General features: G+C 47.9%; 22 protein-coding genes. 6 read left to right on the top strand and 16 right to left on the bottom strand.

Annotation, left to right across the window (positions count from 1 at the left end; genetic code table 11):
- Positions 1–415 precede the first annotated feature (415 nt).
- Positions 416–1,888, top strand: a complete 1,473-nt coding sequence (locus tag QZ076_RS04510) for a RimK family protein (RefSeq protein WP_293710692.1) — start codon at positions 416–418, stop codon at positions 1,886–1,888.
- Positions 1,889–1,892: 4 nt separating this feature from the next.
- Positions 1,893–2,360 carry a ribosomal protein S18-alanine N-acetyltransferase gene (rimI, locus tag QZ076_RS04515; RefSeq protein WP_293710694.1) on the top strand — a complete coding sequence of 156 codons (468 nt, stop codon included), beginning with the start codon at positions 1,893–1,895 and terminating at the stop codon, positions 2,358–2,360.
- A 98-nt stretch (positions 2,361–2,458) separates the two neighbouring features.
- Here rimI and QZ076_RS04520 read toward each other — a convergent pair whose 3' ends face one another.
- On the bottom strand, positions 2,459–2,899 hold the full coding sequence (locus QZ076_RS04520) for a DUF5053 domain-containing protein (RefSeq protein WP_293710696.1): 441 nt from the start codon (positions 2,897–2,899) through the stop codon (positions 2,459–2,461).
- Positions 2,900–3,205: 306 nt separating this feature from the next.
- On the bottom strand, positions 3,206–5,197 hold the full coding sequence (locus QZ076_RS04525) for a glycoside hydrolase family 97 protein (protein WP_293710698.1): 1,992 nt from the start codon (positions 5,195–5,197) through the stop codon (positions 3,206–3,208).
- Positions 5,198–5,321: 124 nt separating this feature from the next.
- Between QZ076_RS04525 and QZ076_RS04530 the strand changes: the two genes are divergently transcribed.
- Together QZ076_RS04530 and QZ076_RS04535 are read left to right on the top strand one after the other, a co-directional pair.
- Positions 5,322–7,058 carry an SGNH/GDSL hydrolase family protein gene (locus QZ076_RS04530; protein ID WP_293710700.1) on the top strand — a complete coding sequence of 579 codons (1,737 nt, stop codon included), beginning with the start codon at positions 5,322–5,324 and terminating at the stop codon, positions 7,056–7,058.
- A gap of 26 nt (positions 7,059–7,084) precedes the next feature.
- On the top strand, positions 7,085–7,942 hold the full coding sequence (locus QZ076_RS04535) for a Bro-N domain-containing protein (RefSeq protein WP_293710702.1): 858 nt from the start codon (positions 7,085–7,087) through the stop codon (positions 7,940–7,942).
- 13 nt (positions 7,943–7,955) lie between these two features.
- On the opposite strand, the gene QZ076_RS04540 is transcribed toward QZ076_RS04535, so the two are convergent.
- From QZ076_RS04540 to tsaD, 4 genes are all read right to left on the bottom strand, one after another.
- Entirely contained in the window at positions 7,956–9,308 is a 1,353-nt protein-coding gene (locus tag QZ076_RS04540) for an MATE family efflux transporter (protein WP_293710704.1), read from the bottom strand.
- An 87-nt stretch (positions 9,309–9,395) separates the two neighbouring features.
- Positions 9,396–9,950: a Crp/Fnr family transcriptional regulator gene (locus QZ076_RS04545; RefSeq protein ID WP_293710706.1), complete on the bottom strand. Its 555-nt coding sequence runs from the start codon at positions 9,948–9,950 to the stop codon at positions 9,396–9,398.
- Positions 9,943–10,434, bottom strand: a complete 492-nt coding sequence (locus QZ076_RS04550) for a CinA family protein (protein ID WP_293710708.1) — start codon at positions 10,432–10,434, stop codon at positions 9,943–9,945. Before QZ076_RS04550 ends, QZ076_RS04545 begins: the two co-directional genes overlap by 8 nt.
- 7 nt (positions 10,435–10,441) lie before the next feature.
- A complete protein-coding gene (gene tsaD, locus QZ076_RS04555) occupies positions 10,442–11,461 on the bottom strand; it encodes a tRNA (adenosine(37)-N6)-threonylcarbamoyltransferase complex transferase subunit TsaD (protein ID WP_075558096.1) in 1,020 nt (339 codons plus the stop codon).
- 143 nt (positions 11,462–11,604) lie between these two features.
- Here tsaD and QZ076_RS04560 point away from each other — a divergent pair, with 143 nt between their 5' ends.
- Complete coding sequence (locus QZ076_RS04560) at positions 11,605–16,068, top strand: translocation/assembly module TamB domain-containing protein (protein ID WP_293710710.1); 4,464 nt, start codon at positions 11,605–11,607, stop codon at positions 16,066–16,068.
- On the opposite strand, the gene QZ076_RS04565 is transcribed toward QZ076_RS04560, so the two are convergent.
- From QZ076_RS04565 to mtgA, 3 genes are read right to left on the bottom strand one after another with little or no spacing between them, the layout of a single operon-like run.
- Positions 16,049–16,981, bottom strand: coding sequence for a tRNA-dihydrouridine synthase family protein (locus tag QZ076_RS04565; RefSeq protein WP_293710712.1), 933 nt, complete (start codon positions 16,979–16,981; stop codon positions 16,049–16,051). The genes QZ076_RS04560 and QZ076_RS04565 overlap by 20 nt on opposite strands.
- Complete coding sequence (gene lipB, locus QZ076_RS04570) at positions 16,981–17,646, bottom strand: lipoyl(octanoyl) transferase LipB (RefSeq protein WP_293710714.1); 666 nt, start codon at positions 17,644–17,646, stop codon at positions 16,981–16,983. Before lipB ends, QZ076_RS04565 begins: the two co-directional genes overlap by 1 nt.
- Complete coding sequence (mtgA, locus tag QZ076_RS04575; protein WP_293710716.1) at positions 17,592–18,386, bottom strand: monofunctional biosynthetic peptidoglycan transglycosylase; 795 nt, start codon at positions 18,384–18,386, stop codon at positions 17,592–17,594. The genes lipB and mtgA overlap by 55 nt, the downstream gene beginning before the upstream one ends.
- A 118-nt stretch (positions 18,387–18,504) precedes the next feature.
- Here mtgA and QZ076_RS04580 point away from each other — a divergent pair, with 118 nt between their 5' ends.
- Positions 18,505–19,341 (top strand): Rpn family recombination-promoting nuclease/putative transposase, encoded by an 837-nt coding sequence (locus QZ076_RS04580; RefSeq protein WP_293710718.1) that lies wholly within the window; start codon positions 18,505–18,507, stop codon positions 19,339–19,341.
- A gap of 204 nt (positions 19,342–19,545) precedes the next feature.
- Here the strand turns inward: QZ076_RS04580 and QZ076_RS04585 are convergent, their stop codons facing one another.
- The 7 genes from QZ076_RS04585 to QZ076_RS04615 all read right to left on the bottom strand — a co-directional run.
- On the bottom strand, positions 19,546–20,310 hold the full coding sequence (locus QZ076_RS04585) for a hypothetical protein (protein ID WP_293710720.1): 765 nt from the start codon (positions 20,308–20,310) through the stop codon (positions 19,546–19,548).
- 24 nt (positions 20,311–20,334) lie between these two features.
- Positions 20,335–22,800: a hypothetical protein gene (locus QZ076_RS04590; protein ID WP_293710722.1), complete on the bottom strand. Its 2,466-nt coding sequence runs from the start codon at positions 22,798–22,800 to the stop codon at positions 20,335–20,337.
- An 81-nt stretch (positions 22,801–22,881) separates the two neighbouring features.
- Positions 22,882–23,664: a DUF4469 domain-containing protein gene (locus tag QZ076_RS04595; protein WP_293710724.1), complete on the bottom strand. Its 783-nt coding sequence runs from the start codon at positions 23,662–23,664 to the stop codon at positions 22,882–22,884.
- Between the two features lie 50 nt (positions 23,665–23,714).
- A complete protein-coding gene (locus QZ076_RS04600; RefSeq protein WP_293710726.1) occupies positions 23,715–23,930 on the bottom strand; it encodes a hypothetical protein in 216 nt (71 codons plus the stop codon).
- Positions 23,931–24,269: 339 nt separating this feature from the next.
- Entirely contained in the window at positions 24,270–24,671 is a 402-nt protein-coding gene (locus tag QZ076_RS04605) for a type II toxin-antitoxin system VapC family toxin (RefSeq protein WP_293710728.1), read from the bottom strand.
- A gap of 2 nt (positions 24,672–24,673) precedes the next feature.
- Positions 24,674–24,925 (bottom strand): hypothetical protein, encoded by a 252-nt coding sequence (locus tag QZ076_RS04610; RefSeq protein ID WP_293710730.1) that lies wholly within the window; start codon positions 24,923–24,925, stop codon positions 24,674–24,676.
- A gap of 113 nt (positions 24,926–25,038) precedes the next feature.
- The coding region (locus tag QZ076_RS04615; RefSeq protein ID WP_293710732.1) for a helix-turn-helix domain-containing protein at positions 25,039–25,511 on the bottom strand (473 nt) is incomplete at its 5' end.

The following is a 25,511-nucleotide window of genomic DNA, read 5'->3' on the forward strand; positions in this document are numbered from 1 at the left end:
AGGTTCAACCGAAAAAGAAAAAAGAGAGCCTAAAAACAATCATGAAAAGAGTTATTTCTCCCGAATAACAGCTATTTTTCTTCCGGAAGCAGTTCTTATACATCTCTGTTTATTCCTTACACTACGACACAGAAAACCATTCCTCAAAAACAATGGCTGCATCTATCCGCCCGGATAAATGCAAGCCGATAAACAGTTCGTATATAATAGTGGACATTTATATTTCAAAAAGATAATCCTTAACTTCGCTACAAGGCGATATTTCAAAGACTATCTGCAGAAAGATACATACAGAGTGAAGATACAAAAGGATAAATAACAGAATGTCACCCTGACAAAAAAAATTATTCGTACCTCTATTCGCATTGCAGATTGATTTATTTAGCTATTTTTGCGAAATTATTTAATATTCGACATGAATAATGTGCTAATTCTGCTAGACAGTCTGAATGATTGGAAACCTTATTATAAAACCAGTAGCATACTGGCCGTTTCCGATTATTTAAAGAATAAATCTCTCCAGAAAGAAAAGGGGAGTAAGTTCGTAATAAACCTTAGCAATGATTACAGTTACAACTCGGAAGGGTATTACTGTTCATTACTAGCTCAAACCAGGGGACATAAGGTGATCCCCGGAGTAGATATCATCAATAAGCTGGAAGCCGGAGCGGGTGTCCGGATGGATCGGAACTTACAAAAACTCTGCTATCAATGGATACAGAAGAATAATATTACCGATGATATATGGTATCTGAATATCTATTTCGGAACCTGTAAGGAAAAAGGACTGGAAAAAATAGCCCGGTTCATTTTCGAAAACTATCCTGCTCCCTTGTTAAAAATCAGCCTGAATACCCGTCAGAAAAATCAGATCGAGGGGATCCAGTTTTTATCACTGGAACAGTTGAACGATGAAGAACAAAACTTCTTTGCAGAAACGCTCGATAGTTTCAACAAAAAAGTATGGCGTGCTCCTCAGACCGTAAAATCTGCCCGATACAGCCTGGCTGTATTATACGATCCTGAAGAGAAGTTTCCACCCAGCAATAAACAAGCGTTGAATAAGCTACTGGAAGTTGCTAAAAAGATGGATATACATGCCGAGCTGATTACCGAAGAGGATGCGACCCGCCTGATGGAGTTCGATGCGTTGTTTATCCGTACAACGACTTCGCTGAATCATTACACGTTCCGTCTTTCTCAACTAGCCAAACAGAACGGTATGGTGGTGATAGACGATCCGTTATCTATTATCCGGTGCACGAACAAGGTCTATCTGAACGAGTTGTTCGAAAAGGAAAAAATACCCGCTCCGCTATCCATGCTGATCTTCCGGTCGAACGAAAACACTTTCGAACAGATCAGCAGCCAGTTGGGTTCTCCGTTTATCCTGAAAATCCCGGATGGTTCGTTCTCCTTCGGCATGAAGAAAGTGACAAATGAAACAGAACTGAAAGCGGCACTCGATCTGCTGTTTGAAAAGTCCTCCATCCTGCTTGCCCAGGAATTTACCCCTACCGAATACGACTGGCGGATCGGTATCCTAAACGGTGAGCCGTTGTTCGCCTGCAAGTATTACATGGCTAAGGGACACTGGCAGATTTATTGTCATTATGACTCGGGAAGAAGTCGTTGCGGGCTGGTCGATACGATCCCGATTTATCAGGTTCCCCGTAAGGTACTCGATACGGCGGTCAAAGCGGCTTCACTGATAGGTAAAGGTTTGTATGGAGTCGATATGAAACTGGTCAACGACCGGGCCATGGTTATCGAGATCAACGACAACCCGAGTATCGATCATGGAATTGAAGACGCCGTACTGGGTGATGACTTGTATTACAGGATATTGAATCACTTCGGTCGTACACTGGATATGAAACACTTTTAATCGAATGGATACGGAGATTATTGTCAGACAGGCGGTCGTTACAGACCTCGACGCGATACAGGAAATAGAAACGACCTGTTTCGGAGCGGATAGCTTTTCCAGGCAACAGTTCATTTACCTTATCACCCAGGCAAAAGGGATATTTTATGTTATAACCTATGAGGAAAAGGTCATTGCCTATATTTCATTGATATCGAACGCCCGCACCCGTAATCTTCGTATCTATTCCGTAGCCGTTCATCCCGATTCAAGAGGAAAGAAACTGGGACAATTACTGATAGACAAAGCGATCGAGTATGCAGAGCTACGACAACTAAGAAAAATAACACTGGAAGTGAATGTCACCAACAAACCTGCCATCGGTTTGTACCTGAAAAACAAATTCGAACACATCCGCATAATCGAGAATTATTATGCGGATGGTTCGAATGCTTATTATATGCAGAGGAAGATATCTGGTGACAAGATATGATCCTGTCAACGGACTTTCTTATAATCAGAAGGTATGATCTGCATTACAACAAAAAAGCCCGGCATGATGCCGGGCTTCTCCTATGATAATGTCAGTTATCAATGAACGCCTAATTCAAGAGCGGTATTTTTTATATCTCCACTCAGGTCTAATAGAGCCTTTTGGAGTTTATTTAATTCTTCCTGTGTAAATTGAGCCTCTTTCCCATTTACTAAGAAACTGTTTAAACGCTGATTAAGCCAGGAACGACTTTTTCCAAAATAAGTTTTCGCTATATAAGACCAGGAAACAGCATCATAAACTTTTGACAGCACCTTTCTTAATCTAACTTCACGGATCAAATCGTCTGTCTTATTAATATCTTCATTAACACATTCCAGCATGATATTAGATATCATCTGGACTTCTTCCGGTGTTTTATTGGCTAGGTATTGCTCAATACGAGCTTGAAATACATCTCTATCCTTCTTCTCCTCACATTGCTCAAACTCTGATCGCTGCAACATGAATTCTTTTTTTAATTCCTCATAATCAGCCATATAACCTCCTTTTTTTTATAAAATAAGTCAGTTTGCTCCCCCTTGCGGGGGAGCTTGATCAACCTTTCAACTCTTTAGTCAAAGATAAACGTTTGTCTAGCAATACATCTAACCGCCTAAAGAGTTCTTCTTGCCGTACTCCTTGCTTTAGCAAAAGATTCCAGTAGGAAGAATAAAACAATAAATTATTATCTAATTGTTTTATTTGAGCCTTTAGCTCCTGTTCTTGGTTCATCATCGTTTAACTGACAGAACAAAGATAATATACATTCGTATATTAGACAAACAATAGAGATGAAATTTTACTTATTTATATATCTTCGCCGCATATCCTCCACCCGGAGCCATCTTGATTTTCAGCTTACGATTTGCCGGAACAGGTATGATTTCTTTTTTGTAATCGCTGGCGGCACGGTCGGCGTTGATACCGTCTTTAAATAATTCCAGTTTATAATCACCGTCACCCAGGAAAGAAAGATCCAACTCCATTTCGCGCGGGTCCCAGTTGGTCAGGGCACCCAAATACCAGTTATCACCATGCTTGCGGGCAATTGCTATATACTCGGAAACTTTTGCATCGAGCACCTGGGTTTCTTCCCATACAGTCGGTATGGCAGCGATAAATTCCGTACATTCCTTTTCACGCATATAATTCGTCGGATTATCGCAAAGCATATTCAGAGGCGATTCGAAAATCACATAAGTAGCCAACTGGCGGCAACGTGTTCCCTGGCTCATCGGTTCGGAATAAACCGGACGGTAATTCTGACGGATCGCATTGCGCATAGCCCCTTGTGTATAATCTACCGGACCGGCTACCATACGGATGAACGGGAAAGTTACATCGTAAGTAACCATATCATACGATTCGGGCGACCACTTCAATTGTTCCAAACCGTTCACACCCTCATAATTGATCACGTTCGGATACGTGCGCTGCAACCCGGTCGGTTTACAGATTCCATGGTAGTCGACCAACATATTATAGCGGGCACAAGTCTCTGCCCCACGATACAGGAAGTCAATTATTTCCTGATCGTCGCGATCCATAAAGTCTACCTTGAAACCTTTCACACCCATATCGGCATATCGCTTCACCACATTTTCCATATCACGGTCGAAGGCATAGTAACCGGCCCACAGAATAATATCCACATTCTTCGATTTAGCATACGATACAATCTCTTCCAAATTGATTTCCGGGATCACCTGCAATAAATCGGCTTTCAGGTTTACAGCCCATCCTTCATCGAGGATCACATATTCAATGCCATGGTCGGCTGCGAAGTCGATATAATATTTGTAGGTTTCGTTATTGATACCGGCACGGAAATCGACTCCGGAAATATTCCAGTCGTTCCACCAATCCCAGGCAACCTTACCCGGTTTGATCCAGGAAATATCCTTTATACGAGAAGGAGCTGCCAGGCGATATACCATATCGCAATCGGCCAACTCCTTGTCATTTTCCGAAACAACGAACACACGCCAGGGGAAAGAACGGCTTCCTTTTGTCTTGGCTATATAATTCTCACGTTCCTTTACTAACATCTGCAACTGGTTATGTCCGCCTTGCTGTTTTACTTTCGGATACGGGGCATGGACTGATTTCAGGGAAGGCTTATCTGTCGTATTATTCAGGAACATACCCGGATAGCTCTCAAGGTCAGCTTCTGTGATACAAACCTTCTTTCCGTTTCCGAGATCGACCAGGAACGGTAGAATCATCAGGCGCTTGTCGTTTAGCTTGGTGATAGGTTCGTTATAATAAGGTTGCTCGAATGAATTGGAAAACTGTTCTTCGAAAGTCGGCTTAGTGCTGTTCACATAAGCGGCGAAGGTCTTGTGGTCAGTAGAGAAGTTATAGGATGCTTCTTCATCTTTCACGATCATTTCTCCTTTTTTCTTCGTCACGAAACGATATGCCATGCCGTCGTTATACAGGCGGAATACGATACTGTAATCTCCACGGAAAGCGATCGTCATCTCATTATATATATCGCTTACTTCCGATTTCTTATAAAACGGCGACGGGATCGACTTATCTACGGAGCCTTTCGTCACTTTCGAAACCTTAGGGCTGTTACCACCCAACACTTCGCCGGTCTGTAAGGTCATGGATATGGCAGAGGGAGCCAACACCTCCGTTCCTTCATGGTTCAACGAAAACTCTACATTATCTCCAACTGCCACTACAGTGTGCAGTTTCCTGTCGGGCGACTGCAACTGATAACTTTTCTGAGCCAATAAAGGCATGCTTCCCAACAACAGGAAAGTAAGCAATACTTGTACTTTCATGGTATATAATTTTTTGTTTTTAACTGAGGCAAATATACACGAATAAACGAAAACAAAAATTCTAATATTGTATTATCTTTGTCAATATTGTATCAAAAAACATTGTAAACAAATAGATCGACCTATGAAAAGACTATTGAGTATCTTTATTCTATGTATGGTAAGCCTCTCTGCCGAGGCAGAATGGAAATGGCAGAATCCGATGGAAGCAGGTTTCCCTGTGATCCAGAACCAGGGCTGGCCCGATGAGATAGGACAGACCTATGTACGCCTCCCCGACCGGGCAAAGGCAGAAGTCAGGGAACCGCTTTGGAACCTCTCCCGCAACTCTGCCGGACTGGCTATTCATTTTTATTGCAACTCCCCCCAGATAACCGTACGTTACCAGGTAAGCGGAGGGTATGCTATGCCACACATGCAATCGACCGGCGTATCAGGGCTCGACCTGTACAGCATCGACAGCGAGGGCAAGTGGAGTTTCTGTTTCGGTAACTACTCATTCGGAGATACGATCCGATACAGCTATACGAATCTGGGACAAGACAAGTTCCATAACCGCGGGTTTGAATACAGACTCTACTTACCTTTATATAATAGTATCAAGTGGATGGAGATCGGTACACCGGAAGGAACCGAACTGACTTTCATTCCCCAATCACCGGAGAAGCCGATCGTCCTTTACGGTACTTCCATCGCACAGGGTGCTTGCTCCTCACGTCCGGCTATGGCATGGGCGAACATTCTGCAACGTGCTCTGGGCTATCCGTTGATCAATCTGGGATTTTCCGGTAATGGGCAGTTAGAAAAAGGTGTATTGAATTATGTCATCGAACAGGATGCCCGCATCTATATCCTCGACTGCCTGCCTAATCTCACCCAAAAGACCGATCAGGAAGTGACAGACCTGGTGATCGCCGCCATAAAGCAGATCCGGGAAAAGCGGAACGCCCCGATCCTCCTGGTAGAACATGCCGGTTACAGCAACGCATCCAGTGACCAGCGACAATACGAATCGTATACCCGCCTGAACGCCGCTTCACGCAAAGGGTACGAAGCCTTGTTGCAGGCAGGTGTCAAAGACCTGTATTACCTGACACATGAAGAATTGAACTATCCGCCCGATGCCTGGGTAGACTATGTACACCCTTCCGACCTCGGAGCCACCTACCAGGCGACAGCCGTTGAAAAGAAAGTACGTGACATCCTCCGATTGCCGGTAGGAGATCGCCCGACGACCCAGCCTGTCACCCAACGTCGCGAACCGAACAATTACGAATGGCAGACCCGCCACCGCGATATATTGAAGCATATCCAACAAAACCCGCCCAAAACCGTCATCCTCGGCAACTCGATCACTCATTTTTGGGGAGGAGAACCGGCAGGACCGCGAAGCAATGGCGCGAAAAGCTGGAAGAAGATCATGGAACCGGCCGGATTCCAGAACCTGGGATACGGTTACGATCGTATAGAGAACGTGCTTTGGCGCATCTACCACGGTGAGCTGGATGGATATGAAGCGGATAAAGTTGTCCTGATGATCGGAACAAACAATATGGGAATCAGCCCGGACAAAGATATTGTAGAAGGTCTGCGTTTCCTCATCACAGCTATCCGTAACCGCCAACCGAAAGCAACGGTCAAAGTAATCGGTATCCTTCCCCGCCGGGAACATGAGGATTGGGTGAGAAACATCAACCTGCAAATCCGCACAATGGCGAACGAGGAAAACTGCCTGTTCAGCGATGCCGGAACCACCTTGCTCCTGCCCACCGGCAAAATCGACGAATCGCTTTTCAACGACGGCCTGCATCCGAATGAGAAAGGATATCAGTTAATTGCTAAAACAATAGCCGAAGATTAAAGCAACAGATATAAAGACAGTAAGTTATGACACAACAGAATGCAATCAAAATCTTTGAAGAGAAAAAAGTACGCACCGTATGGGATAGCGAAACGGAAGAATGGTATTTTTCCATAGTGGACGTAATTGCCGTATTGACGGATAGTGATAACCCACGCCGTTATTGGAGCGACTTGAAACGTAAGTTATTAAAAGAAGGAAGTCAGTTGTACGCTAAAATCGTACAACTGAAAATGCCCTCCGGTGATGGCAAATACTACAAAACCGACGTAGCCACCACCGAGCAACTTTTCCGCCTGATCCAGTCTGTCCCTTCGCCTAAGGCAGAGCCGTTTAAACTCTGGATGGCTCAGGTAGCAAAAGAGCGGCTTGACCAGATGCAAGACCCGGAATTATCTATCGAACAGGCTATGACCGATTACAAACGTTTGGGCTATTCCGACAATTGGATCAACCAACGTCTTAAAAGTATCGAGATACGTAAAGACCTTACTGATGAATGGAAACGTCACGGCTTGGAAGAAGGCGTACAGTTCGCTACTCTTACGGACATTATTTATAAGACATGGGCGGAAAAAACGGCAAAAGAGTATAAGCAATTCAAAGGCCTGAAAAAAGAAAACCTACGTGATAATATGACTAACAAAGAGTTAGTTCTGAATATGCTTGCTGAACTTTCAACAAAAGAGATCTCGGAAGCCACAGGTCCGGACTCTTTTGATGAACATGCAGATGTAGCTCGGCAAGGTGCTACAGTAGCCCGCAACGCGAGGTTGGAACTGGAGGAAAAGACAGGACAGCCCGTTATCACCCCTCTCAATGCCAAAAATATTTTGTCTTTGAAACAAAACAAAAAAGAAAATGAAAAGACAGGAGAAGAGTAGGCGTATGCCTACTTTATCTCCTCAACGACTTACGTACCAGCCAGTAAGAAACTGACAACGTACAGATCTCAGCGATCGGTATATCATACCAGATGGCGTCGATACCGAATACAGCGGGGAGGACAAGTATGCCGATTCCTACGAATATGAGTCCTCTCAATGCTGATATAATGATCGAAATCTTCGCATTCCCGATAGCCGTAAAATAGCTGGATGCCAGAATATTCAGCCCGCACAACAAAAAGGCAAAGCAATAGATCGAGACACCGCGCGACGCAATAGCAAAGGCCTCGCTGCTGTGATCGTTGAAAAACAAGCCGATAATCTGTTCACCGAACAATAACAATACCAGGAACAAACCGATCCCGATCGCAGAATTAACCCGCACGGCTAGTCCCAGGATCGACCTGATACGTTCCTGCTTCTTTGCCCCGTGGTTATATCCTATAATAGGTATGATACCATCCGATACCCCCAGGAAGATAGTGGTTCCGATAAACAGGATATAATTGATTGCCGTAAACGCCGCCACCCCGTTTTCACCCAGATACTTCATCATCGTGATATTAAAGAGAAAAACGGTAATTGCCACCGACAGTTCGGACATACCCTCTGACGACCCATTGTAAAAAGCATTCCATACCAGCCGCCAGTTGTAGCGTCCACGTTGAACGGCAACGACTTCACGACGGGTGAACAACCGGGGCACATTCAGACAAGCACCGATCGTAAAGGCAATACCGGTAGCCAGTCCGGCTCCCATGACACCCCAACCCAGCACAGCCACGAACACTAGGTCGAGAATAATATTCAGGATCACGGTCGTCCCCATGACCGATGTCGCATACAAGGGATGCCCCATCGCCTTAATGATATAATCGCCGAAGAACATCGCACACAAAAACGGGAAGAAAGGGACCAGTGCCCGGATGTATCCTACAGCATCCCCTTGCAACACGGCATTCGCCCCCAGGAAAGAAGCGATCTCCCCCGCAAATAAATAGATCAACAGGCTCACCACCAAAGACATGGCAAGCAGAAACAGGAATACCGAACGCAACGCGTTGTTCGCTTCCTGCTTATCACCTTTTCCCAGACTGATACTGACAATCGTCTGTCCCCCGATGCCCATCACGATAGCAAACGCCGAAATCAAACTATAACACGGCAAGATCAGATTCACACTAGCCAACGCATTAGCACCCACAAATCGTCCGAGTACAATCCCGTCGATCACAGACTGGATACCCAGAAATAATAGTCCCGCCACGCCGGGAAGTGCATACTTTGTAAATAACCGGGGAATCTCACCTGTTAATAATAATCTCTCTCTTTCCTGGCGGAAGAGAGCTTTTTCATTACTCATAAATCAACTAACTTTTGGTTCCGGCTACAAAGGTAAGGAGGTCTTTTCAGAGAAAAATTACCATAAGATAATTTCGGTCTGCTCTTTTTATTTAGAAGAGGAACGGATACGGCTCAGTGATTGCGGCGTGATCTGCAGATAGGAAGCGATATGTTTCAGCGGTACCCTCTGGAACAGGTCCGGACGGGAGTGCATCAGGTTCTCGTATTGCTCGCGGGCATCGCTCCAGCTGTCGTTGATAAAATAGTTCTCATATTCCCGCAGGTAATAGTCGAGCAGCTTCAATCCCCAGATAGCGATGTCGTGGGACTGTTCGAACAATCTTTCCAGTTTCGTGGCAGGGATGCGGAACAGGACGGTATCCTCCACCATCTCTACATTATAGACTGATATGTCGCGGTAAACGAAATTGATCATTTCGCCGTCGCTGGCAAACCATAAGGTGATATCTTTCGTATCCAGTTCGACATATGCCCGGACCAGTCCCTCTTTGACGAACCAGACAAACGGGTCACGGTCGCCTTCCCTCGCCGAAAGTTCTCCTTTCAGGAAAGCAACCTCCTCCATTTCGTCGACCAGCAACCGGATCGCTTCGTCGGACATCGGATAGATGGCCCGTTGTTGTTCTATGAATTTATCCATCAGCCTTCTGCAATAAGTCCAGCAACAGGGTCAACGCTGCATCCGCTGCCGCTTGTATATTTTCGGCCCTGACCGTTCCGAAATGAAAACAATGAGAAATGACTTCGCCTTTCAAAGCGGCAGCAATCCACACCGTACCGACAGGCTTTTCCGGAGTTCCCCCACCAGGTCCTGCAATTCCGGAAGTAGCTACTGCACAGTCACTTCCCAGGACACGGACCGCCCCCAGCGCCATCTGCTCCACCACTTCGCGGCTGACAGCTCCATGCAGACGAAGACTTTCTTCCGAGACACCCAATACATGCTGTTTCACTTCATTGCTGTAGGAGACAACTCCTCCCTGGAAATAATCGGAACTACCTGCCACCAGGGTGATCATATTGGCTATCCGGCCACCCGTACAGCTTTCCGCCGTCCCCATCGTCAGTTTCCGTGAACGCAAGACATCGCCCACTCGTTTACCTAATGCTTTATCCTCTAGCATAATCCGGTTAAATAACGACCCGTGAAAACGGAACAGCGTCCATCGGACAAAAATCCTTATCGAGGAATTTATAATAACCAGTGATGGCAACCATCGCCGCGTTGTCTGTTGTAAACGCGAACTTCGGGATATGCACTTTCCAGCCATACCGCTTCGCATGGTCGAGGAAGGCATCGCGCAAACCGGAGTTTGCCGAAACACCGCCGGCCACCGCCACCTCTTTTATATTCAGGTCTTTCGCTGCCTTGCGTAACTTATCCATCAGGATATCGATCACTGTCGACTGAAGGGAAGCACAAAGGTCACGTTTATTATTTTCGATGAAGTCCGGATCTTCCTGTAGTTTATCCCTCAAGGTGTAGAGGAAAGAAGTCTTCAGTCCGCTGAAGCTATAATCATACCCCGGAATATGCGGTTTGCTGAATGTAAAGGCTTTCGGATTTCCTTCGTTGGCCAGACGGTTCACCACCGGACCACCCGGATAACCCAACCCCATCACCTTCGCACATTTATCGAAGGCTTCGCCCGCTGCGTCGTCTATCGTCTGCCCTATCACCTCCATGTCGTTATAAGCATTTACTTTGATGATCTGCGAGTTACCGCCCGACACCAACAAACACAGGAACGGGAACGAGGGAGCATGATCGTCTTCCGGCGTTTCCTTGATAAAGTGAGCCAGTACATGCGCCTGCAAATGGTTGATCTCGATCATCGGGATGTCCAAAGAAGCGGCAAACCCTTTGGCAAAGGAAGTACCGACCAGCAGAGAACCCATCAACCCCGGCCCGCGAGTGAAGGCAACGGCGCTCAGTTCCGACTTATCGATACCTGCACGCTTGATAGCCTCTGCCACCACCGGAATAATATTTTGCTGGTGTGCACGTGAAGCCAGCTCGGGAACCACGCCACCATATGCCTCGTGAACTGCCTGACTGGCTATCACATTCGACAGCATTACGCCGTCGCGTATTACGGAAGAGGAAGTATCATCACAGGATGATTCTATCCCCAATATTGTTACACTCATACTCTTCTCTCGTTTTTTTGTGCAAATTTAATGATTTCTATCGCGATATTGTTGTAGATTTGTGCTTAAAATATAGTAAAGATATCAGAGGACTCAAATACATAATCATTACCCTACTTACTCTGTTCTGGATATTCTATGCAATGCCCTTCATATTGTTGAAGATACCGTACGTTCAACACCAGGTTTCCAGCATTGCATCAGACGAATTATCCAGCCATCTCGGTGTGCCCGTTAAGATAGGAAATGTCAGTATCGAGTGGTTCAACCGCGTGGTTCTCGACAATCTGTATCTCGAAGACCAGGATGGAAAAACATTATTCGAAGCGAATCATGTGGCGGCAGGCTTCGAGGCTCTCCCCCTGCTGAAAGGCAAATTTGTATTCTCGACCGTGCGATTGTTCGGTTTCTCGATCAATCTGAAAAAGAAGACGCCCGAGAGTCCGCTGAACCTTCAGTTCGTCCTGGATGCTTTCGCCAGCAGAGACACCCTGAAGAAGAATCCGAATATCGACTTGCGTTTCAACTCGATCCTGATCCGACGCGGAAACTTCCGTTTTGACGTGGAAAGTGCCGACTCTACCCCCGGCAAGTTTAATGCCAAGCATGTAGACATCAAGAACCTGAGTGCCAAAATATCCCTGAAAGCCTTCAACAAAGACAGCCTGAACGCCAACATCAAAAAGATGAGTTTCAACGAGGCTTCCGGTTTTGACCTGGACAAACTTTCGATGAATATCATCAGCAACCGCGACAGTGCTTTCATCAACAACTTCGAAATAAAATTACCGCAAACGGATTTGAAAATCAGCCGGGCACAAATCGGTATGCACGAAATTGAGAATGTCACCCAGTTGTTGAACCAGGCTCCGCTGGAACTGAACATTTCCCCTTCACAGATATGCCTGAAAGATTTGTCGGCTTTCGTCCCTGCCTTCCAAAATTTTACGGAAACGATAGAACTTTCGGCCGAAGCATCGGGATACATCAACAATATCGACCTGAAACGGTTGACATTACGGTACAGCGACAAAATGCTTTTCGTCGGAAAAATGGAACTGAAAGGTATCTCCCACCCCGAAGAGGCTTATATCTTCGGACAGGTTAACAAAATGTATATCACGACCGACGGTATAGCCGGGCTGGTGAATAACTTCAATAAGAAACCGGTCATACTGCCTGATCCGATCGTCAAACTCGGAACGGTAAACTTTACCGGTGAGATCTCCGGCTTCTTCGATAACCTGGTTGCTTTCGGAAAGTTCTCGTCGGCCATCGGTTCCGTGCAAACGGATATGATATTCGGTAGCGACAAGGAAAACGGTATCACAGCTTACCTGAAAGGACATGTTTCGACCCCCGGATTGCAACTGGATGAACTATTTGGCGAAGGCAACCCGTACGGAAAAACAAAGCTCAGTATCTCGCTCGATGCCAAACGGCACGAACACACCGGTTTCTTCGGGAACATAAAGGCAAATATCGACGAAGTTGAATATAGGAAGTATACTTATACAGATATCCAGCTTTCCGGTAACTTCAAAAAGAACAGCTTCGACGGAGTGGTTCAGGTGAACGACCCGAACGGCAAACTCTATGCCGAAGGAATGTTCAGGCACGAAGGACAAAACTCAATGTTCAATTTCACGGCCAACCTCCGGCATTTCCGCCCGGACAGCCTGAACCTGATCGACAAATACGAATCGCCTGACATCTCTTTATCGCTGAACGCCGACTTTACCGGTAACAACATCGACAATCTGGAAGGTAACATTTCGATAGACAGCCTCTCTTTTAAAACCGCTCCGAGCAGCTTCTTCCTGAAAAAGCTACTGGTAACTGCCTCCGGACATTCGCTGGACCGTCACCTTACCATCTCTTCGGATATCCTGAACGGGGAAATAACCGGAGCCTATTCGTTCAAAACAATCGTGCCGAGCTTTATGAATACCTTCAAAGGGTATATACCGGCACTGATCAACGTTACCCAGAAAAAGCAGAAAGTGGAAGAAAACAATTTCTCCCTGTTGCTTACTGTCGAGAACACAGACAGTATCTCACAGACGCTTAAGTTGCCTTTCACGATGGTCAGCCAGGGACGTATCACCGGACACTATAACAACTTATACAACAAATTCCGTTTCGAAGCTTTCTTACCCAAGTTCAAACTGGGCAATTCGATGTTCGAATCCGGCTACCTGACCTGCGACAATCCCACAGAAGATATAAGCCTGCAACTCAAAGCGATCAATTATAACCAGAAAGGGACCCGCAACTATCTCGACCTGAAAGCCGATGCAAAAGATAACCGGATCAATACCCTGATCGGCTGGGCCAACAACAAAGAAAAAGAATTCAGGGCCGAACTATCCGCTTCCGCCCTCTTCACGGAAGAAGAGCATGAAAAGGGACCCGTCACTTTAAGAACGAATATATCCCTGAACGAGAGTCCGTTGGTCCTCAACGATTCGATCTGGAAGATCAATCCGTCGGAAATAACCATCGCCGATGGCAGGATAGATATCGACAACTTCAAGGTATCGAACGAGCAACAGTACCTGCGACTGGACGGAAGCATTTCTAAAAACCCGACAGACACCTTGCTGATGGACCTGAAAGAGGTCGAACTCAGCTATATTTTTGACATACTGAATATCCCCGTCCTGCAATTCGCCGGAAAAGCCACAGGTACGTTTAATATATGCGATCTGTACGGTAGCCGTATGTTGAACACCGACCTGGAAATAAAAGACTTCTCCTTCAACCAGGTAGGACTCGGCCGGCTGAACCTGTTCAGCGAATGGGATGACGAACAACAAGGTATCCTGATGCTCGGCAGTATCTATAAGAACGATACGACCTGGACCGACGTGAGCGGATATATATTCCCGGTCGGGAAAAATGCGGGGTTATCCTTGTTCTTCGACGCGAACGACCTCAACATTGCTTTCCTCCATCCTTTTGTCGACAAGGTAGCCAAGAATATTCAGGGACGCGGGTTCGGAAACGTCCACCTGCATGGTCCCTTCAAAGCGCTTACAGTCGAGGGAGACGCTTATGTGGAAGACGGTGGCCTGGGAATAGAATACACCAATACATACTATACATTCTCCGACTCTATCCACATGGATGCAGGCTCCATCAATATGCGGGATCTGAAAGTGAACGATAAGTTCGGTAACCCGGGTATCGTCAATATGCATGTCTACCATAACCATTTCAAGGATGTCAGCTTCGACGTGAATGTCAAGACAAACAACATGCTGGTGTTCAACGCCACCCGCAAACTGAACCCGCTGATCTATGGAACAGTGTTCGGTAGCGGAACCGCCTCTATCAAAGGAAATGACAAATTGATCAACTTCGATATCAATATGCGTAACGATCCTAAAACAACTGTTACGCTAGACTTCATGAACAATACGACGGCTGCCGATTATGACTTTATCACCTTCGTCGATAAAAAGAAATTACAGGAATCGGCAGCAAACGGTACACTCTCCCACGACTCACTGAAAATCGCTTCACAGACCGAAGAAGAAGGAGCCGAACTACGTATGAACTTCCTGCTCGACATCACCCCCGAGGCCGATATCGAACTGATTATGGACCCGATAGCAGGCGATAAAATCACCGGTAACTGTAGCGGAAGCATGCAGATAGAATACGGAACAAAAACTGATCTGCGTATGTATGGCAATATGGGTATCGTCAGCGGTAACTATAACTTCAGCCTGCAACAGATCATACACAAAGACTTTAAGATACGCGAAGGCAGTTCGATTGACTTCCGCGGCGATCCTTTCGATGCCACGATGCACGTAAATGCCATCTATAACCTGACTGCCAACCTGCGTGACCTGGATGATGGTCTTGCCCAGCAAAGCCCACGAACAAACGTTCCTGTCAACTGTGTGCTTAATCTGGACGGCATGTTGCGCAACCCGGGTATCTCGTTCGATCTGGAACTGCCCGGCTCTAACGAAGAGATAGAACGGCAGATGAAATCGCTGATCGACACCGAAGATATGATGACCCGCCAGATCATCTACCTACTTGTTCTGAATAAGTTTAATACTCCCGAATATAGCCAGAACGCTTACCGTTCAAATGATTTCAGTGCCGTGGCTTCTTCTGCGATATCTTCCCAGATATCCAGTATACTGAATAGCCTGACCGACAAAGTGCAGATCGGGACTAATATCCGTACCAGCGAAGACGGTATACAAGACACCGAAGTCGAAATGTTGCTGTCCAGCCAGCTACTGGATAACCGCTTGCTGCTTAACGGAAGCTTCGGTTATAAAAACAGGACTGCCGAAAACAGCCAGAAGAACGATTTCATCGGAGAATTCGACCTGGAATATAAACTGACTAAGAATGGGGAAATCCGCTTGAAGGCTTATAATCATTCGAATGATATGTATCGGTATCTGAAACAGTCGCTGACTACTCAGGGTGTAGGTATCATGTTCAAAAAAGACTTCACACACCTGTCTGAATTCTTCCGTAGAAGGAAAATACTTCCACTAACCCCGCTCGCTCCCGCCAATACGGATACAATCCCTCCGATGCGGATGGATACTACTACGACAGTAACTCCTTAACTGCCGAATAATAAGCAGTAAGGTTGCTGCTTTTGATCACCTTTTTCCGCAAACGCTTTTCGGCATCCGGCAATAGGTAATCCCAAAGTGTCTTTAGTTTTGCCAGTATCTGATGGTCTCCCCCTTCCAGACGCAAGCTATATTGCTCTGCCAGCAGGCGATGGAAGTCGGATAACCGTGCCTGTTTTTCCGTGGCTGATAAAGTTTTGCCATTTACATATTCCGTGGCGAGCCAAGGGTGAGATAATAATCCGCGTCCCAGCATGACTCCTTTCAGCGCAGGGAAACGACCGGTTATCGAATGGATATCTTCCAGGCTACCCAGGTCACCGTTATAAAAGAGCGGCAATGTACATGCTTCATAGAAACGGGAGAACCCTTCGATATCCACCGTTCCTTTATACTGTTGCAATCCGATTCGGGGATGCAAAGTAACATGTGCCAGGGGAAGAGAGTTGATAAAAGGGAAGAGAGATAAGGACTCATCCGGTCGCTCCCATCCCAGACGGAGTTTCAGGGAAAAGCTTATCTCCGGAAATTCGCGCATCGTATGCAACAAAGCAACAGCCTCCTCCCTGTACGGTAATATCCCGGCTCCACGATGCAACCGTGCTTGCATGGGAAACGGACAACCCATATTTATATCCGCCTGCCTGTAACCTTTCTCACGGAAGAAGGCGGCAATCCGCCGGAACTCATCGGGTGTGGCAGCTATCAGTTGGGGGATGACCGAAACATCCTGATTATGCTCGGGGGCTATGTCACGCAGTTCTTTATTGCGAAACCCCTCTTTCTCCAAACGGACAAAAGGGGTGTAATAGTTCTCCACACCGCCGAAGATACGGCTATGGGCTTCCCGGTACACGGCATCGGTATAGCCTTGCAACGGGGCAAAATGTATTTTATAATCCATCAGGGAAACAGTTCTGAAAATAATGTATGCAGTTGTACTTTCGCCTTCCCGAAGTCCTGCTTGCCCCCCAGTTCCTTTTCCAGCGAGGTAACGCCCTTATCCGTAAAGCCGCAGGGGTTGATCAGGGAAAAATAGCTCAGGTCTGTATTGATATTCAGGGCAAAACCATGCATGGTGACATACCGGCTACTTTTTACTCCGATGGCACATATCTTACGGGCGCGACCTTTCACCTCCGGATCTATCCAGACGCCGGTCGCTCCTTCCAACCGTTCCGCTTTGATCCCGTAGAGAGCCAGGAAGCGGATGATGACCTCTTCCAGGGTATGGATATACTGTTTCAACCCCAGCTGCCAATACTCCAGGTCGAAGACCGGATAACCGGTGATCTGCCCGGGTCCGTGGTAGGTAATATCTCCTCCCCGGTTCGTATGGAAGAAAGATACTCCCTGCCGCTGCAACAGCTCCACAGGGATCAACAGGTTCGAATCTTTCCCACTCTTACCGATCGTCAGCACCGGTTGATGTTCACAAAAGAACAGTTTGTTCTCTCCCTGGCCGCCCCACACCTTGGCATGAAGCAGTGTCTCAAACGCTTCCGTCTGAACGGCTAAAGCTTCGGCATAATCGATATGTCCGAGGTCGTGAAAAGTGAAGCTCTCCATTTTTTTCTCTTTTTAATTTTTCCGTTTTTGTTTTCAATCTCTCCCGCTCCGTAGCCCATCTGTATCTTTATCAGTTTTCCCATCAGGGAAAGGATCTGCCCTTGCCGCTTCAACATGTAGGGAGAAGGCTTGCCCGAATTGAATTTCCGGGGATTAGGCAGTGAAGCAGCAATCAGTGCAGCCTCGCCGGCACTTAGCTTTGAAGCCGGTTTCCTGAAATGAGCTTGTGCCACCGCCTCAGCCCCGTAGATACCGTCGCCCATCTCGATCGAATTGAGGTAGACTTCCATGATGCGTTCTTTCCCCCATATCCATTCGATCAGCAGGGTGAAGTAAGCCTCGATCCCTTTCCGGATATAGCTTTTGGTGGGGAGAAGGAAGACATTCTTAGCCGTCTGCTGCGAGATCGTGCTGGCTCCCCGGACACGTTTCCCCTTTTCCGCTTCATCACGGGCTTTCTGTATCTGTTCGATATCGAAGCCATTATGATCGAGGAACAGATTGTCTTCCGAAGCAACCACGGCCTGCACCAACGGTTGGGCAATCTCCGACAGCGGCACCCATTTATGATCAAGTTTCCAGGGCTTCCCCGCTTCGTACTGGTCGTACAAGCGTGTCAGCATCAAAGGCGTATAATAGACGGGAATGAATTTGAAAGCCACCACCGCCAGCAGACTGGATACAAACAGGAATATAAGGATATTCCGGCACCAGATTAATATCCGTTTTATCAAAGGCATATCCGAAATCTTTTTAATCCCGGCAAATGTACGAAGAATCTGGTAAATTACTGTTAATAGACTTGTTTATCAGCCAATAAACCGTATATTTGCTTGTACATATAAAAAACATATAACTATGAAGTATTTAAATCCGCGTGCCGACCTCACGTTCAAGAGAATTTTCGGCGAACATCCCGACCTGGTGATCAGTTTACTCAATGCCCTGCTACCGCTGAAAGCAGGCGAAGAAATCAGCGAAATCGAATACCTTCCTTCCGAGATCGTACCCGATAATCCGTTACGTAAATACAGTATTGTAGATGTCCGTTGCCGTGATGTAAAGGGGCGTCAGTTTCTGGTCGAGATGCAGATGCTCTGGTCGCCGGAGTTTCGCGAGCGCGTTTTATTCAATGCCTCCAAGGCTTATGTACGTCAGTTGAATATAGGTGAAGGCTACGAGTTGTTGCAGCCGGTCTATTCACTCAACTTGGTAAACGAGGTGTTCGAACCGGCCCTGGAGGGATATTACCATCATTATGCAATGGTGCATGTGGAGCATACCGACCATGTTATCGAAGGCCTGCAACTGATCTTTGTGGAGTTGCCCAAATTTACCCCTCATACCTTTGCCGAGAAGCGTATGCACATCCTCTGGTTGCGTTTCCTGACGGAAATCAATGAAAAGACCCGTGTCGTGCCGGAAGAGTTGCTGGAAGTGCCCGAGATAAAGAAAGCCCTGACAGTACTTGAAGAGTCAGCCTTCACCGACGCTGAGCTGGCCGGTTACGAACATTTCTGGGATGGCATCAGCGTTGAAAAGACACTCTACAACAGTGGCAAACGAGAAGGACTGGCAGAAGGGAAAGAAGAAACACAACGTCTCATTGCTGCAAATTTTAAAAAGCAGGGAGTCCATGCCGACACAATCGCCCAATGTACCGGTTTATCCATTGAAGAAATAGACAAGCTATAACCTACTCCCACAATATTGAATCAGCAAAGCTCCGAAATACCGGATCCTTTGCTGATTTTTTGTTTCAGTCATTTGCATTGAAGCTCAGTTATTGGCAGAAGTGAATGTTGTGTTCGTAGGGGCGGTTCGCGAACCGCCCCTACAGGCGCCGTCATAATAGAACAGGCAGGTTCGACGTAGGGGCGGGGTTTGGTTCACCTTTTTCTAGTTTCGCACCACCACCTTACGGACGGTATTGCCAATCCATACGATATAGATTCCCGTCGGCAGCAACTGCCGACGGCTCAGCCCCGGGGCTGACTGGAAGGTCGCGAGCAGGCGGCCATCGGGCGAGAGGATGCGGACGGGGGTGGCGGAGAACCCGTCCGGGAACAGGATGCAAAGCACTGACGGCTCCGTCCAGATACGCGGGAGGGCGGAAGCGGAGGTGGCATGCGGGTCGGTGATCGACTCGTTGGCGACCGGGTTGTTCGGGAAAAGGCCGTCGATGAAGACATCGACGTCGCTGCGGACGTACTTCACCAGGTAGGCGCCATCACTGCTGCGGGGAGTGAGCGTCTCGCCGCGGTCGGTGGTGACGACGGGCTGCGACTCCGAATAGGCGGTGTCTGTCGTGAGGTAGAAGCGGAAGGTACTCCAGGCTTCGACCTCGTAAGAACCGGCGACAGGGTCGGTCGTGGCACCTTCGACTTCGGGAAGGGTGACGGTGTAGTAGACCGTAGGTTCGGGCTCGGGCTCAGGGTCGGGTGCCGGCGCCACGTAGGTGAAACGGGCGCTTAGCCAAAGGTCGGCGGCGGGCATTTGGATGGTCGTGCCGGATACCGGGGTGGTGATATCATCGGCGGTAGTGCCGGAGTAAAAGCCGTCGAAGCGATAATTGTTATCGGCGGCATGTCCCAGCGACAGGGTAATGCCGGGGGTAACAGCTTCGCCATTAAATATCTCCAACCCAGTGGCTTCGTCAAACACCTGCAGTTTGCCCCCTTTAGCTGGCTACACGATATGAAGCTTCGGGTGGACGGGTAGTAGATCGGCAGCGTCTATCGACGGCTGGATGCCGGGCGACCAGGTGTCATAGGAGGTGGGGGTGCCGGCGGCGTCTTCGCCCGTTATCATCAGCAACTGCGAAAGCTTCCCGCCTGGCCATGTCCAGGCAGCATTCCAAGCGGCTTCGGCTTCGTCCGATACTCCTTTCAAATCGTTCTCGAAGGTGTCGAGCCAGGTGTCGGCACCTTTCTCGCTTGACGGATTATCGCTGCTGCTGACGGTTCTACCGTTTACCATCGTACGGGTCGAGGCGTAGTTGTTAGCGAGAGTACTAGATGCCTCCGCTATCCGGTTCGCAGAATTCCCTTTTATACTTTCGTTCAAGGCCAGGCTATTCGACACCTTACTTCTGCCGCAGATACCACCGGCACAAACGTAACTGTTTCCCGTCGCCTCGATTTTTCCCGTGGCATAGGTGTAGGATACTTCTATGCCCATACGTCCTCCGATACCACCGGCATAAGCATAACCATTGGCTGCCGATGCCTTCACATCGACCAGGGAGTAACAGTGGGATATACTGCCTGTACCGCTGTAGAAAAAGGTACTGCCTATTATTCCCCCGGCATACGCATCGCCTCCCGCCCCGGTGGTTATCGTCACGGCTCCATTTCCCGTTATATAACAGTTGCGGAGAATGGCGGTTTGCCCCTGCCCATTGACTTCGAACCTTCCGGCTATCCCTCCGGCAAGGACATCTCCTTTTCCCGCCTTTACCTGTATCCCGGCGTCAGCCAGTTCCACGCCCAGGTTTTGGAGCGTTCCGTTCTTTACGTAGCCGAAAAGGCCGGCTAAAGTCCAACCAGTGTCTGCTCCTTCCACGTTCATACTGATCTTCAGCCCCTTCACCGTATAGCCCATGCCGTCGAAATGGCCGCTGAAGTACCGATCCGGGGCATTCCCTATCGGCGTCCACTCTCCCCCCGCCAGGTCGATGGTGGCGGAGAGTTCAAAGTACTTGCCGGAGAAGCCATTTTCATTCTTTATCTCGATAGAGCTATTACTTACCATCAATTTCTCATTCTTATTCACCTGCTGCGCCAGATACGCCAGTTCTTGGGGAGTAGCTATCAGGATGGGGTTGTCTTTTGTGCCGGTGCCGGAATTTACGATAGAGGTTGCAGCACAGTCAGCCCAGGGAGCGTGCGGCAAATAGTCACCGACGCTTATTGAGGGTTGGCTGCCGAACGCATTCTCGCTGTATCCGGTAGGGGTGCCGTCGGTGTCTTCGCCCGTTATCATCTTCAACTGCGGAAGCTTCCCGTCTGTCCATGTCCAGGCAGTGTTCCAGGCAGTTTCGTCGGGCGTTGTTCCGATCAGATCGTCCTTGAATTTGTCGGAATAGGTGGCGGCGCCGGAGTTTGAACCGGCGTCTGTACCGGCAGCGAGCTGGCCGTTAACGAGCATGTCGGGGTTGGCATAGTTGGAGTCGAGGGTTTTAGAAGAATTCCCCCCGAGCACCCTGCTGCCGCCGCTTATCTTCTCATTCAATGCCAGGTTGTTGGTGAGTGATCCTCCGGAGCTATACCCGCAAATGCCACCGGTACTTCCATCCTTTCCCGTCACCGTTCCTGTGGCGTAGGTGAAGGAGAGGGTTCCGCCAGAAAGCTTTCCGACAATACCACCGATGTAAGTTCCAAACCCATCCACATCCACATCGACCGTTACGTAACAATGGGTGAGGGTAACGCTTTGATTACCTCCGCCACCTGCTTGATTCACAAATCCGGCTATTCCTCCGGCATAAGCATACTCACTAACGTTATATCCCGTAACCTTCACTCCCCCGCTCCCCGTCACGTAACAATTACGGATGGTGGCGGCTGCGTCAGATCCGGTTATATATCCGACTATTCCTCCGGCAAAGACAGAGCCGTAGGAACTCGCCTTTATCCCATCTTTCGACAGTTCGACACCTAGGTTTTGGATCGTGCCGTCAGATACGCGGCCGAATAATCCACCGCATATCTCACCGCTTCCATTTATATCCACCTTCAACCCCTTCACGACATGGCCTTGGCCGTCGAAATGGCCACGGAACGACTTGCGACCCGTCCCTATCGGCGTCCACTTTTCCCCGGCTAAGTCGATGTCGGCGGAGAGTTCAAAGTAGTTGCCGGAGAAGCCGTTGTCGTTAGATAACACAAAGCTGTTAGACCCATCCATACCATATAAACTCGCCCCTGCATTCACCTGCTGTGCGAAATACGCCAGTTCTTCGGGGGTGCTTATCTTGATAGGGTTGCCTTTGACGCCATCGCTACGCCCGAACTTAAGTGCTGTGGCGACGCTGCCATCCCATTTCTTTGCGCTTCCCTCCTCCCCTGCTGCCGGAAGGGTAAATAATAAGAAAAAGAACAGGGCGGCCAGAAGGCGCAGGGCTGTCGGATAAGTGGATATGTTTGCTTTCATGATGTTTGTTGTTGCTATTAATAATCGATTGCATGTTTTTCTGTCGCCGGATCGAACAAATCCGGGGAGGCTCGGGCGACGTTATTCGATCACCGGACGGTCGTCGTCGTCATTGCCTCCACCTACTACCAGCGGAATGCCATACGTCAGCGTACGCGATTGCTTGAGCAGGGTGCTGTTGGTGCTGAACCAGGTTTCAATCGTAAGCCGGTATTCGCCGGCGGCCAGGTTGGCGGGCAGGGTGAACATCAGGCGGCTCGGATCGTTGATACCGAGCACTGTGATGGTGGCTGCCACCGTCTGGTCGGCCAGGTTGACCAGGGTGAGCTTGCCTACGCCGGTGTTGTCGGCATTGATACAGCGTATCTTCGAGCCGGTGACGTCGAGCATGCCGCCCGGGGTGATGGTGCCGTCGGTCTTGCCGGTGGTCACGTCTTTTACCAGGCCGATGTTGGCGCCGCCCAGGTCGCGCACGTTACCGGAGAATTCGAGCGTCACCAGGTCTGTCTCGGCACGCATGGCGGCGGTGGGGATCATGTTGATAATGGGTTTGTTTTTAGCGGGGTCGACTACGCCGGTCTTACCCAGAAAGAGGCCGCCAACGGCGGGTGAGTATTGCACATTGCCGGTCACCACATTGTTGCCCTGGCAGGCGAGCTGGCGGATTTTCTCCTCGACCAGCGTTGCAATGTTGACGATCGTATCGGTGCGATACTCGGTTCGTTCGTCAGCAATGAAGCGTGCCACGTCGGGCAGGTAGAAGGTTTGGATGGCTTTCACCTTTGCGATGTAGTCTTCCAACACTTCTTTTGTCATTAAATACTCTTCGAGGTCAAATTTCCATACGTACTTTTTTGTTGCCATGATTGTTCGTTTTTTAATTGTTTATATTAGATATCTATGTGATTGCGGTGTTATTCCGGCACTCCTTTCTTTACGCGGTCTGCTTCTTCTTTCTCTTCCAGAAACCGTTGTGCTTCCTTCATCTCATACCAGAGCCGGCAGCCGATCACGACAAACGCCGCCGCCAGCACAAAACCGGTACAGACCACGCCCCAGAAATAAACGGAGTCGTAAAACGTTCCGAACCACTGCGGGACGGAAATACTTCTATCGGTTGCAGACATCATAGCCTTTCGCTTTTAATTTTCGACTGCAACCTACAAAAGATGAAAGAGGATATTGTAACAATATGCAAAATGAGACAAATTTGTGGGGAGAAAGAAAGAGAATTTCGGGGTTTTTGGAAGGAGTTTGAGAGGAATACCGATGGGGTGATAGGAATAGCACGGGTACCGATAATTTAATAAGATTAGTTTAAAAATGGGCAAAGAATGAATAGCCACTTGGCTATTATCAATTTAAGGGTAGTCATATTGAAGCAACTGCAACCAGCTTCTTTCAAAGGAGTCGAATTCGGCACTTAAAAGCGGGATTATTCCCTCCATGTACTAATGAACTCAATAGTATTATTTCTTTATCCAGTTTTCAACATGGATACCATCTAAGCGTTCCAAGTGCTTTACATTTTCAGTTACCATAACATAGTTAAAGGTTAGGGCGGTACAGCCTATAAACAAATCCATATCATCAATAAGCAACCCTTTTTTCCGTAGTAATGACTTTTGGCGTGCATATTCATTTAAGGCCCCCACAGGTATTACTTTTATATCAGCACAAAACGACTCCACTTGTTTTCTGTTAGCTTCGACATCATTACTGCATTCAGCACCGTAAAGCAACTCGGCAACAGTCATTTCAGAAATACAACAGTTATTCCAGCCGATTTTACGTAACCGTTCGGTTACAGCCTTATGCCCCCGGAACAGATAAATGCAAATATTACTATCAAGCAGATATTGTTTTCCCATAGTCAATCAAACTTAAGAGGTTCTTTCGTGCAACTACGACTATTATATATATCAGTTATAATCTCTTCCGTACTACGGGAATCTTTCCAGCTACCGCTGTATTTGCCGATCATTTCTTCCGTAAGATCTTTTTCTTTCGCTTTCGACTCAGCAACAGATGCAGTCAAACGGGTAGCCAAACGAAGTTTTACTTCATCGCTCAACGATTTCAGCATATTCCAATATGAGTTCGTCAATTTTATCGTTTCATCCATATCGTTTCCTCCTGCTTTTTAATTATTTGCCCACAAAGATAATAATCCTTCCTCATAATCCGTTCTGAAAGCAGTTAAAATAATTCTGTACCTGCCGGTTAAGACTCAGCATGTCAAGAACGGTTTTTCCGGTAAGTGGCGGGGTTGATGCCGGTTTGTGCCTTAAAGACGCGGTAGAAGGTTTGGCGGGTGGAAAAGCCGGCATCGAAGGCGACAGCCTCGAGCGAACGCGTGTCGTTTGCCGGGTCGGAAAGCAGGAGAATGGCTTGGCGGACACGACACTCGTTGATAAAAGAGGAGAAAGATTTGCCGTAAACGGCATTGACGGCTTTCGAGATCAGGTTGCGGTGGATGCCCAGGCGTTGCGAAAGGCTCTCGAGGTCGAGGGCCGGATCGAGGTAAACCTGTTCTTCCTCAAACAGGCGGTTTATGCTTTCCATTAATGACCGATCGGTACTGTCAACCTCGGTGGCAGGCATAACGGCAGGTTTGCTTTCCGCCCATTCACGGCTGCGGGCGGCGAGTTTGCGGTAGGCCTGATGCTTTTTGCGGTAAAGGACAGATATAATGATCAGGGCGACCAGAA

It is taken from the genome of uncultured Parabacteroides sp., assembly GCF_905196875.1.
Taxonomy (GTDB): domain Bacteria; phylum Bacteroidota; class Bacteroidia; order Bacteroidales; family Tannerellaceae; genus Parabacteroides.